The sequence below is a fragment of the Paenibacillus anseongensis genome (assembly GCF_009757995.1).
GTDB lineage: Bacteria > Bacillota > Bacilli > Paenibacillales > NBRC-103111 > Paenibacillus_E > Paenibacillus_E chondroitinus.
Genome location: NZ_WSEM01000007.1, coordinates 67,878 through 80,181, shown reverse-complemented (window position 1 = coordinate 80,181; position 12,304 = coordinate 67,878). Strand labels below are relative to the sequence as shown.

At 36.1% G+C, this 12,304-nt stretch carries 12 protein-coding genes; all 12 read left to right on the top strand.

Features of this window, described 5'->3' with window-relative positions:
- Nucleotides 1-19 precede the first annotated feature (19 nt).
- Nucleotides 20-916, top strand: a complete 897-nt coding sequence (gene flgL, locus GON05_RS07440; protein WP_157318531.1) for a flagellar hook-associated protein FlgL — start codon at nucleotides 20-22, stop codon at nucleotides 914-916.
- Nucleotides 917-1,044: 128 nt separating this feature from the next.
- A complete protein-coding gene (gene fliW, locus GON05_RS07435; RefSeq protein WP_157318530.1) occupies nucleotides 1,045-1,485 on the top strand; it encodes a flagellar assembly protein FliW in 441 nt (146 codons plus the stop codon).
- A 1-nt stretch (nucleotide 1,486) separates the two neighbouring features.
- Complete coding sequence (gene csrA / locus GON05_RS07430) at nucleotides 1,487-1,723, top strand: carbon storage regulator CsrA (RefSeq protein WP_157318529.1); 237 nt, start codon at nucleotides 1,487-1,489, stop codon at nucleotides 1,721-1,723.
- A gap of 129 nt (nucleotides 1,724-1,852) precedes the next feature.
- Nucleotides 1,853-2,620 (top strand): flagellin N-terminal helical domain-containing protein, encoded by a 768-nt coding sequence (locus GON05_RS07425; protein ID WP_157318528.1) that lies wholly within the window; start codon nucleotides 1,853-1,855, stop codon nucleotides 2,618-2,620.
- A gap of 95 nt (nucleotides 2,621-2,715) precedes the next feature.
- Nucleotides 2,716-3,759 carry a glycosyltransferase family 2 protein gene (locus GON05_RS07420; RefSeq protein WP_185157195.1) on the top strand — a complete coding sequence of 348 codons (1,044 nt, stop codon included), beginning with the start codon at nucleotides 2,716-2,718 and terminating at the stop codon, nucleotides 3,757-3,759.
- A 78-nt stretch (nucleotides 3,760-3,837) separates the two neighbouring features.
- Entirely contained in the window at nucleotides 3,838-4,212 is a 375-nt protein-coding gene (locus tag GON05_RS07415; RefSeq protein WP_157318526.1) for a flagellar protein FlaG, read from the top strand.
- A gap of 14 nt (nucleotides 4,213-4,226) precedes the next feature.
- A complete protein-coding gene (fliD, locus tag GON05_RS07410) occupies nucleotides 4,227-5,708 on the top strand; it encodes a flagellar filament capping protein FliD (RefSeq protein ID WP_157318525.1) in 1,482 nt (493 codons plus the stop codon).
- A gap of 24 nt (nucleotides 5,709-5,732) precedes the next feature.
- The gene (gene fliS, locus GON05_RS07405; RefSeq protein ID WP_157318524.1) at nucleotides 5,733-6,131 is read left to right on the top strand and encodes a flagellar export chaperone FliS; all 399 of its coding nucleotides are present in this window, start codon (nucleotides 5,733-5,735) and stop codon (nucleotides 6,129-6,131) included.
- On the top strand, nucleotides 6,124-6,456 hold the full coding sequence (locus GON05_RS07400) for a flagellar protein FliT (RefSeq protein WP_157318523.1): 333 nt from the start codon (nucleotides 6,124-6,126) through the stop codon (nucleotides 6,454-6,456). Before fliS ends, GON05_RS07400 begins: the two co-directional genes overlap by 8 nt.
- A gap of 172 nt (nucleotides 6,457-6,628) precedes the next feature.
- The gene (locus tag GON05_RS07395) at nucleotides 6,629-8,422 is read left to right on the top strand and encodes a bifunctional glycosyltransferase family 2 protein/class I SAM-dependent methyltransferase (RefSeq protein ID WP_157318522.1); all 1,794 of its coding nucleotides are present in this window, start codon (nucleotides 6,629-6,631) and stop codon (nucleotides 8,420-8,422) included.
- A gap of 26 nt (nucleotides 8,423-8,448) precedes the next feature.
- Nucleotides 8,449-10,152 (top strand): glycosyltransferase, encoded by a 1,704-nt coding sequence (locus GON05_RS07390; protein WP_181646570.1) that lies wholly within the window; start codon nucleotides 8,449-8,451, stop codon nucleotides 10,150-10,152.
- On the top strand, nucleotides 10,145-12,277 hold the full coding sequence (locus GON05_RS07385) for a glycosyltransferase (RefSeq protein WP_157318520.1): 2,133 nt from the start codon (nucleotides 10,145-10,147) through the stop codon (nucleotides 12,275-12,277). Before GON05_RS07390 ends, GON05_RS07385 begins: the two co-directional genes overlap by 8 nt.
- Nucleotides 12,278-12,304 lie beyond the last annotated feature (27 nt).

Below are 12,304 nucleotides of genomic sequence, written 5' to 3'. Positions count from 1 at the left end.
TTAGATGGGAGGGAAAAAGATGTCATTACGGGTCACACAGAGTATGATACAAAATCAACTGATCAGCAATATAAACAAAAACATGATAAATTCAGATAAATTGCAGACACAACTTGCAACTGGACGTAAAATTAATAAGCCATCAGATGATCCTGTAGGAATCACTTATGCGCTTAGATATCGAAGTGAATTATCCTCTAACGAGCAATATACAACTAATGTAGATGCGGCTCATTCTTGGATGGATTACTCTGATGCTTTAATGGATGAATCTACAAAAGTTTTACAGCGCACCAAGGAATTGGCTGTTCAGGCGGGGGCAGAAACAAATCCGCAATCGGCATTGGACAGTATTAAGTTGGAAATCGATCAGCTTAAGGAACAACTGGTCCAAAATGGAAATAGTAAATTAAATGGGAAATATGTTTTCAATGGTCAAAAGTATGATGAGAAGCCCTACGAGAGTGCAACTGCATCTAGTATACCAACTAATGATGGCGGTGTGACTTATGAGGTAGGAACAGGGGTCACTCTGGATGTCAATGTAACGGGTAATCAAGTTTTTGGTAAACCGGGAGAATCTGATCAGGCATTTGCTTTGCTAGAACGTCTTTCAACCGCACTAAAGAATGGTGACTTTTCAGGTATAAATAATGAGTTGCCGAATATTGATACTAGACTTGAAAAAATAGCCACAGCTAGAGCAGAGATGGGAGCAAAAACGAATCGTGTGGAATTAATGCAAGACCGGCTAAGCACCCTGGAAGTTAATCTAACTGATCTTCAATCCAAGACCGAAGATGTTGATTACGCCAAAGCGGTTATGCTTCAGAAAATTAATGAAAATATTTATGAGGCATCACTATCGGCGGGGTCTAAAATTATTTCACCAAGTCTTATTGACTTTTTGAGGTAGCGAAATCTATGGGTAGCTTGAACCTCAATAATTTGGTTAAAACAATTTAATTGGTATAGTTTAGGCTATAGGACGAGCTGGTAATTAGCTATCTATAGCCTTTTTATTTTTATAGGGAGAGTGAAACCATGTTTATACAAACGACTCGGTTTAATCAAATCGAAATTGATGATAATGATATTATAACTTTTAAGCAAGGGATCCCAGGGTTCGAGGAAAGGACCAAATATATTGTATTAGAAATGGAGCAGGGGCCATTCTCTTTCCTTCAATCCGTGGAAGAAGCGGGTCTCGCTTTCGCTGTCGTAGATCCATTTACGCTATATCCTGATTACGAATTTGAACTTCCTGCATCCGCAAAGGAAGAGCTCGAAATAGACTCTCTAGAGCAAATTACAGTTCGAAGTATTGTGTCTGTTAAAGACAATTGGGATAATGCAACGACAAATCTAGTTGCTCCCTTAGTTATTAATCATTTGCATAAGCTGGGAAAACAAGTTGTTCTAACTAAAACAACATATACGACGAAGCATTTGCTGGGGATGAAACTAAAAGAAGGAGCTGAATAATATGCTGGTACTGTCACGCAAAAAAGGAGAGTCTATTATTATTGGCGATCATATTGAGATTACTCTCGTCTCGGTTGATGCAGATACTGTGCGAATCGGAATTACTGCGCCAAAAGAAATTGACATTCTACGAAAAGAATTGTACCAGGCGATTAAAGAATCAAATGTTGAAGCAGTAGAAAATCAACTAGATTTCTCTGAATTTTCCAAGAAAATAAAAAAGCTGAAAAAAAGCTGAAGCTAGCTATAAACTTTACGTAAGTTAGTGTCGATATAATGAATATAGCTGATCCAAGGCGGCCGACTTGGCAACAGTATACCACATGGATGTGGACAACATTACTCAAATTCAGGGAGGAACATTACAATGAGAATTAATCACAACATTTCTGCATTAAACACGCACCGCAATATGACTTTGAACAACGATGCTTCAAGCAAAAGCATGGAAAAATTGTCTTCCGGTCTTCGCATTAACCGCGCTGCTGACGATGCTGCAGGTCTTTCGATTTCCGAAACAATGAGAGGTCAAATTCGCGGACTTGAGCAAGCTCAACGCAACACGCAAGATGGTATCTCTTACGTACAAACAGCAGAGGGTGCAATGAATGAAGTAAGTGCCATGCTGACTCGTATGAAAGAACTGAATGTTCAAAAATCGAACGGCACGTACTCCTCTAATGACACGGCTAACATTGACCAAGAGTTGGGTGAACTGGGTTCACAAATCGACGCAATTATGACTAAAACTACGTTTAACGGTATTAGCATTACTAAAGGTGCTGACATCGTTACTGACGATAAAGGTGCGACAATTGCTATCGGCGCTATCACTACAACTGGTTTCGTAGGTCTAACAGCAAGCACTTCCTTGTCTGGTATTGAAACAGCAATCACAAATGTTGCAACAGAACGTGCTAAACTGGGGGCTAAACAAAACCGCCTTGAGTATACTTCCAACAACTTGGGTACTGTAGTTGAGAACTTGACTGCTTCCGAGTCTCGTATCCGTGATACAGACATCGCTGCTGAGATGGTTAAATTGACTAAAAACAATATCCTTCTTCAAGCTTCCCAATCCATGCTTTCTCAAGCAAATTCCGCGCCTCAAGGCGTTCTATCTTTGCTCAGATAATAAACAAAAATTTAGAGACCTTAGACCTTCTAGGGTCTCTATTTTTTTATTAAAGAAAAGAAGAGGCCGTATTAGTGAAAACCATATCCCTAGTAATGATTGCATTAAATGAGGAAAAATGTCTTAGGCGATGTCTAGAAAGTGTAAAAAATTTAGTCAATGAGATCATAATAGTAGATACAGGATCGACAGATTCTACTAAGCAGATTGCACTAGAATATGGAGCAATGGTATATGATTTTGTATGGACAAATAACTTCTCAGATGCAAGAAACTTTGCATTGATGAAGTCTACCGGCGATTGGAATTTAGTGCTAGATGCTGATGAGTATATCTCTAACGATTGCTTTGTTACTTTAAAAGAGTTTATTAACACCAAACATGCGATCGGCAGAGTGAAAATAGTTAATGCTTTTATGGAGCAAGAGACTTTGAGTTATTCGCAAAGTATTACTTCAAGAGTTTTTCCAAAAGGTTTGTATTATAAAGGTAAGATTCACGAGCAGATTGAAACTGATCTACCTAGGGTGATTTTACCTGTAGAAGTTCAGCATGATGGCTATATTCGAGGTAGCAGATCCGAACGCAACATTCCGTTACTAGAGTTGGAAATTGTGAATAATCCCAACAATCCATACTATTATTTTCAAATTGCTCGGGAGTTTAAAGGAATGGGATGTATAGATTTAGCGCTTCAAAACTTCGCTAAAGCATACTCACTATTAACTAAAAAAGAAAATTATGCACCTAATGCTGTTGTCGACTACCTATACTGTATAATGTCAGGTGGCAACTTGGTGGAGGGGCTTTCAATAATTGAGGTCGAAGATAGCTATTTACGCAAATTTCCTGACTTTCATTTTTTAAAGGGGGTCTACTATCTGGAAACCATGATCAGTGACCCAACAACCTATATGTATCTACTCCCACAAATTGAGCAAGCTTATAAAGCTTGCATTGAACTGGGTGAGACTAAGGAATATGACAGTGTAATTGGTACGGGAAGCTTTGCGGCATATTATAATCTAGGCGTTTTTTATGAAGTTACAGGACAGTCGGAAAAAGCCCTAAATTGCTATAGAAAGTCTGCTGGATACAATTACCATCCAGCTAAGCTAAGAGTTCCTCAAAGTGAATAAATTGTAGATTACTATTAAAACCTATGTCGGCAGAGCCGATAAATATAGTAACAATTATATTTTGAGGGTGGTGTAGATTTGGACTTTTCAGTTAATGGGAAAGATTATGCAGGGAGTATGACAAGCCCCTCGACAGAAAGCGGATTTGCAAGGAACCAGAATAATATTGCAACGACGGAAAATAAGATAGATCAGCCAGTTGGTGAAAAGGGAGAAATAAAATCAGTCGGTGAAGAACAATTAAATAAAATAATTAATAAAGCAATTAAAGCTGCTCAAGGAGTTAATACGCAACTCGAAATCTCTGTGCATAAAGAAACGAATGACCTCATAGTAAAGGTCATAAACAAAGATACGGGCGATGTTATTCGGGAGATACCGTCAGAAAAAATGATAGAAATGATTCAAAAGTTCATGGAAATGTCCGGAGTGCTTATTGACCAAAGAGTGTAAGAGGAGGGAACAATATGGTTAATAGAATTAGTGGGGCGGGCTCGTCAGGTCTCGATATTGAGGCAGTTGTGACTAAGTTAATGAAAGCGGAACAAGCACCTCTAGATAAGTTGAATAAAAGCAAACAACTCATCGAATGGACAAGGGACAGCTACAAGGAAGTGAGCACGAAGCTGGTTGACTTCCGCAATAATAAATTATTTAGCTATAATACAATGTCAGCAATGTCGGCTAAGAAGACCACAGTAACAGGGGATACGAATGCATTTACAGCTACTGCACTAAGTTCAGATGCTTCAGGTAGCTTTACTGTAAAGGTTAATCAGTTAGCCACGGGCGGAGCTTTAGTGTCAGGGACCGGAATTGGAGCGACAACTGCAACAACAACTTTAGCGGATATTGGAATTACCAACGCGTCGACGATTCAAATAAATGGACAATCAATATCCTTCAATTCAACAGATACAATCTCTAGTTTTGTTTCTAAAATCAATAAAAACAGCAGTGCCAACGTTGTTGCCGTGTTTGATTCAACATCCGGCAAGCTTTCGTTAACAAGTAAAACGACGGGTTTGGCTTCGAGTGTAACGGTTTCAAATGATTTAAAAACTGCGTTTAAGTTGGACACTCTTAAGCCAGGTACAAATGCAAAACTAACGGTCAATGGTCTAGATATAGAACAGGATAGTAACTCTTACACATTAAATGATGTGAAGTTGACATTTAATGCCGTTTCGACATCTGTAGATGGGTCTACCGTAACAGTTTCCAGTGATACGGATGCAATTGTAAACACTATTAAATCTTTTATTAGTGATTATAATAACGTACTATCACTTGTAAATAATAAGCTGGACGAAGCACGATATTCATCCTATGGACCTTTAACTAGTGATGAAAAGTCGGCAATGACTGATGGTCAAATTACAGCTTGGGAAGCTAAAGCTAAGAGTGGATTAATTAGACGAGATTCTACACTGACTAGCTTAGTCTCTAATCTCCGATTATCGGCTATTTCCTCGGTAAATGTGCCATCTGGCTCAACTACTAGCTCTATGAATATTACCGAAATTGGCATAACGACGGGAACATGGTCCGAAGGCGGAAAACTTTATCTAGATGAGACCAAGCTTCGAAAGGCCATAGAAGCTAATCCGGATCAAGTAGTGGCACTATTTACAGGTAAGGACAGTTCTGTTACAAGTACCAGCAATCCAATAACCGCTAATAATGGTGTATTTAATAGAATGTATTCGGTATTGAAAACGGGATTGGATGGTCTGGCGGAAAAAGCAGGAACCTCTAAGTATAGTGTGGAACTTGATCAAACCTTGGATAATAACAGCACGTTGGGTAGTCAAGTAAGAGGAATTGATGATCGCATAGCTACTATGCAAGACAGGCTTAATCGATTGGAAACCGCGTATTATGCAAAATTTACTGCAATGGAAAGTGCTATTAGTAAGTTGAACTCACAAGCTAGCAATTTTAGCTAGGGTATATAGAAGGGATAGAACAATATGAATCCATCTCAATTACAAAAATACCAACAGACCTCTGTTCAAACGGCTACTGGCCCACAATTGGTTATCATGCTTTATGATGGTGCCATACGATTCACCAAAATGGCTATCGATGGTATTGAGCAGATGGATGTTGAAAAAGCACACAAAGGGCTTCTTAAAGCGCAAGCGGTAATTAATGAACTTATTGCATCACTTAATTTTGATTATGTTTTATCTAAGGATTTATCAAGAATATATGAGTTTATGTTATATCAGTTAATTCAAGCTAACCTAAAGAAAAACAGCACATCTGCTAAAATTGTCCTGGATCATTTATTAGATCTAAAGGAGGCCTGGGTACAGGCTGCAAAAATTGTTTCATCCGATAAAACCGGTGTGTTGAATCATGGATGAGTTAATAAGTGCTCTTGATAAAGTAACGGTGGAGATGGTTAGTCGAATCCATGAGGCTAGTTATGAAGATCTAGAGAAGTTTGTGGACGAGCGTGGCCTAATTGTTGATCAGATCATACCTTATATAGATAATGGATTAGATAAAAGGCAGCAAGCTGAAATTAATAGGATTTTTACCCATGATGAAGTGCTCAGGGAAAGAATGCAACAACTTCGAGATGAAGCGCTTCTGAAAATAAAGCAAATTAATCAAGCTAAATTGCAGAAAAAAAGCTACGAATATTATACGGTAACAGATAGTTATTTTATAGACAAGAAAAATTAAAAAAATGAGGCTGCTATGCAATTAGCAGCCTCATTTTTATTATGCAACCACTGGGAAAAATATACTAGTAAAGTACGCTTATATAAATGCCGATATAAGATGGAGATATAGAAACACAATACACCGTACGGATAATTATAATTTGAGTACCACCAAAAGGAGCAAAACCAAGATGGTAGTTGAAAAATTTACTAAAACAAGCATAGTTATACTAACATATAATAAATTAGAATATACACAAGCTTGTATTGAAAGTATCCGTAAATTCACCCAAAGAGGTAACTTTGAGATTATTATAGTCGATAATAATTCTACGGATGGAACACGTGAATGGTTAGCGGAACAGACAGACATTCTAACCATATTTAATTCAGAAAACGTCGGTTTTCCAAAAGGATGCAATCAAGGTATAGAAGTGGCATCTGGAGATAACATCATGTTGCTTAACAACGATATTATTGTAACTGAAAACTGGTTGCCTCCTATGATTGAAGCTTTATATAGCAGTGACAAGATAGGGGCAGTTGGACCTGTTACAAATAGTGCCTACGGGTATCAAGAGATACCTGTAAGTTACAATAATCTAGACGAGATGTTGCAGTTCGCTCGAAACCATAATCGCCACGATTCAAGACAGTGGGAGCGGAGATTAAAACTTATTGGTTTTTGTATGATTATTAAAAAGGATGCTATTGACCGAATTGGTTTACTAGATGAAATCTTTTCCCCAGGTATGTGTGAAGATAGTGACTATTCTTTCCGTCTGCTTGAGGCGGGTTATGAGCTTCTATTATGCAAAAATGTTTTTATACATCACTTTGGTAATACTTCCTTTGGTGAAATGCCTGAAGGAGCGAAAAATTTACTAGCCTCGAATCGCCAAAAGTTCCTCACTAAGTGGGGCTTCCATACAGCAACTTCAACGGAAATTAGACATGAACTCATAGCATTGATGGATAAACATCTAATTAATGACCCTATACGTGTGCTAGATGTGGGTTGCGCATGCGGTGGAACGTTATTAGAAGTAAGTAATAGATACAAAAATGCTGAATTATACGGCATAGAAAAAAATTGTTACGCGGCGGCTGTTGCAGCTAGGTTTGCAAAAATTGAAAATACCGATGTTGAAGAAGAGTTAGAATATCCATCTGATTTTTTCGATTACATTTTCTTGGGGAATATATTAGAACAATTGCGTGAACCGGAAACTGTATTACGAAGGTTAAAGAGGTTTTTAAAACAAGACGGCAAAGTACTTGCAGTTATCCCTAATGCTATGCATCATACAGTTTTGCGTGGTTTGATTAATGGTAGGTGGACTTATACGGAATCGGGAATTCTTAGTAAGCATAACCTTCGCTTTTTCACCTTGGAAGAACTTATGAAGTTATTCGGAGCAGTTGGTTTCAATAACATTAAGTACGGGTCAATTACAACCTCGTTGTCAGAGACTGACAAAAGATGGGTCGAACAACTATCTGCATTAGTAGATTCGCAGAACGATTATCAATTTAAGACATATCAGTACACTCTAGTCGCCAGTCATACCCAACCTAATTGTATTATTGATGAGTTATTGGTTAATGTAGAGCAAGGAAAAACTAAAGAAACATCATTGAAAGAAATTGCTAACTTAGTTAGGCAAGGTCTTATTGACACAGAAGGTATTATTAAAGCAGTCAATAGAGGTCTGAAACAAAAGCAATATGTGCTTAACGTACTGGCGAATAATTTCTTTGCTGAAAGTTTATTTGAAAGCATTATTCCTTTATTAAATGAATCACTACTAATTAATCCAGAAGATACTGATACACTATTTAATTACGGATTTATTTTATACAAGATTGGAGCTTATGAGAAAGCTCTGGGTTTTTTGGAACTGATAAAGATGAAGGATGCAGAGACAATCGGCTTAATAATAAATATAACTAGAGAAATCAATTCTTATCACAACCAATCTTGAGTAATAGAAAAAGGGGTCAGAGTTTGATGGTGCTTAGTGGTAGAAAAAGTTATGTAATTATTACTCATAATGAGCTTGGATATGTTGTGAAGACTATAGCAATGCTAAGAACAAAAAATGCAACAGAAAAATATGAAATAATTGTAGTTGATAATTGCTCAATGGATGGAACAAGAGAGTGGTTAGCTGAACAAACAGATTTGCGTATTATATTTAACGATATTGATGCCGGATTTGATCAAGCAGTGGTTCAAGGACTCCAAATAGCATCCTACAGTACCGTTATAGTACTTCAACATCAAGAAGATTCTCCTATAAAGGAGCATCAAATAAATATTGAAGTTGATTTAATTGAAAAGATAAATAGAAGAATAGACGAGCATTTTAAAATCTTAGATGTTGGATGTGGGTTTGGCGGGACACTAGCTAAAGTAAAAGATAGATTTCCGCTAGCTGAAGCCGTAGGTGTTGAGTCGAGTCCTTTGATGGCTAATACTGCAAAACATGTTACCAAAGTGTATAGCGATAATATTGAAAAGGTACTTGAGAACTTTGAGAGTGACACATTTGACTATATTATTATAGGGCCTGATATTTTCAATACAGATGAACCTGTCGATGCACTCCTAAAAATAAAACGGTGCCTTAAATCGGATGGAGAAATATTAATTAAATTTCTCAATTCTTTATATCACGTTTCAATACAAGAAGTAATTTCAGAAAAAATAAACACAGATATTCCCTCTGGATGGACGCTTGATGAAATAACTACTCTTTTCGAAAAGGCTGGATTTGCTGAGATTGATTTTGATTATTTGAGAGAGAAGGATTCGGGTAAAAGTTTGGAATTAATAGAGAATTTCGAGGGATTTTGTTCAAACGAAGAAAAGCAATTTCTAGATGTTACCCATTTTATAGTTAATGCACGGAAAACATCACTTGATGCTAAGATTGAGAATCTGCTTAGAGAAATACAGGTGGCAGAAAATTCGAATAATTTGTTAAACGAAGTACTGATATTTGATCAAGTGCGATTAATTGAGATAATATCTGATAGTGATTTTTCTAAAATCGAGTTGTTAAATAAACTTGCGATGCACTGCTTTGATTGCGGAAGAATGGACTGCGTTTTTCCATTCCTTAATAAGGCCTACGAATATAGCAACTCAAATTCTGAAACAGCACTTAATTTTTCGGAAGTAATGTATAAATTGGGAAATAAAGAGCTCGCTGTGCAATGGCTTGAGACGCTATTGGAGTCTGATTTTAATAATGACGGAGTAATAAATAAGAAAATTGTAGATATTCATCGAGAGATAATAAGCGACAATTATGAAAAATACCTATTAAAGTTCATGATGCGTAGGATAGAAAATAATATAGAAAAAGACGAGACGACAAAACAATTAATTATTCATCTTGATGAAAAAGTAATAAGTATGAGCCAAATCTTTCGCGTTGTTGAAAATGATATCATGAAGAAAGATGAGTTGTTAAATCATATTGCTGTGAGTTGCTTTGAAACCGGTCAATTTGAAAAAGTAATTCCTATATTAGAAAAATCGTTAGATTATAATAAAGATAATAAAGATACTTATTATAATATTGGATATACCTTGTTCAGTTTTCAATTATATGAAGAAGCCTTGAATATCCTTGCAAATGTAGAAAAAGATGAAGGACTTAATGTCTTGATTTCCCAGATCGAGGAGAAAATAAAGCATGGATGATAAAAAAATTAGTTTTATTTATTGCACTAATAATCCGGTATTGTATGAAGAATCCGTTAGGTATGTGAACTCCTTATCAATTCCCGATGGTTTTGAGATTGAGATTATTTCAATAAATGATGCAGTGAGCATTACTTCCGGCTATAACATAGCAATGAAACAATCAAATGCTAAGTACAAAGTATATATGCATCAAGATGTATTTATTATTAATAAAAATTTCATGCATGAAATTATAGAGGTCTTTACTAAACAACCAAATTTGGGGATGTTAGGTGTAATAGGAGCCGCTAAGATACCTCACCATTTAGTTTGGTGGAATGCCAGTAAAAAATACGGAAAAGTCTTTGAGAATAGCACTGGACAAATGAGAATGCTATCATACTCAGAAGTTGAATCTAACATTGAAAAAGTTGAAGCCATTGATGGCCTAATCATGATTACACAAGTTGATATCCCTTGGAGAGAAGACATATTTACTGGGTGGCATTTCTACGATATCTCACAATGTATGGAGTTTACTCAAGCTGGATACGAGATTGCGATTCCTCATCAGAAAGAACCATGGATAATTCATGATTGTGGGGAGCTTTTTTTAGACAGTGAATATGAGAAGTATAAGATAATTTTTACAAATGAATATGGAATTGGACGCATTATTAATAGTTTTACATTCTATAAATTTGGTAAAAACTCCAGAGTTGAGGCCGGAGCGACACTCACGTGTACAGAGGGTATGTCAGTTGGAGATAATGTCACTATACCTGAAAGCTCCTGGTTTCTTCTCCCGTATCGAAATTACAAGGATGGCCCCAGAATATTTATTGAAGATAGCGTGACTTTTGGTCCCAGAAATAATATTTCCGCAGTAAATAAAGTTATTGTTGAAAAGAATGTTATATTCGCTCCGAATGTACATGTTTCTGACCATAACCATGAATATCGGAATATTGGAATTCCTATTAAACACCAGGGTGTTGATTCACTTACGAATAAAGTTAGAATTGGAGAAGGTTCTTGGATTGGATTCAATGCAATCATCGTAGGTAACGTAGATATTGGTAAGGGTTGTGTTGTTGCGTCAAATTCTACAGTTGTGGATGATGTTCCAGATTATTCATTAGTAGCAGGAAATCCTGCAAAAGTGATAAAAATGTTTGATAAGAAAAGTGGAGAATGGTTAAGAGTTAAAACCAAAGAAGAAATAGCTAGAGTGTTGGAAAATCGTCTGGAGTGTGAACCATTAATTTCAATTTGCATTCCTACATATAATAGATCAGCATGTCTAGATCAGTGTCTTCGTACGATATTCAATCAAATTGGCGACGACAATAATTTTGAAGTAATTGTTTCTAATAATAACTCAGTGGACTCTACAGATGAAATAGTAAAGAAATATATAAATAGATATTCAAACATTAAATACCATAAGAATGAAGAAAATATAGGATCAGAAAAAAATATATTGAAAACAATATCTCTCGCAAAAGGGACCTTCTGTATGATTCATGGTGATGATGATTACTTTAAAGAGGGAACACTCTATCATATATATAATCAAGTTAATCAACATAAACAATGTGGGATGTTTTTCCTGGATGTTAGAAGGGATAACAATAATGTATATCTCGGCGAAGGTATGAATCAATATTTGAGAGCCACATCAAATTATTGCACTTTTATTTCTTCTCTTATCTTAAAAAGGGTTGAAATCAATAAAATTGAAACGATTGATCGGTTCTTGGGAACTTTCATTAATCAAGTCTATATACAATTTTCGATATTGGAAAATAATCCATTTTTTGGTGTAATTAATGGGAGAATATACACTTATGCTCACAATGTTAATGGAGGATATAGCTTTGCAAAAGTTTTCATTGAAAACTATTTAAAGATACTCAACTATTTCAATGATAAAGGATTACAAAGCTCTAGTATTGCATTTGAAAAGAAATTCATGTTGGATGCATGGGTTATTCCTTCTTACACTAATATGATACTTAATGAATGGGACCAATTAGATCCGAGTAGTTTCAACAGGATTTTTGAGGAAAATTATTCTGATGAACCCTATTACAACCAAGCAAAGTCAAAAATTGAGACGTTTATACAAAATAAAACTTAAATACGAAGGTAAAAATTGAGGTGAATA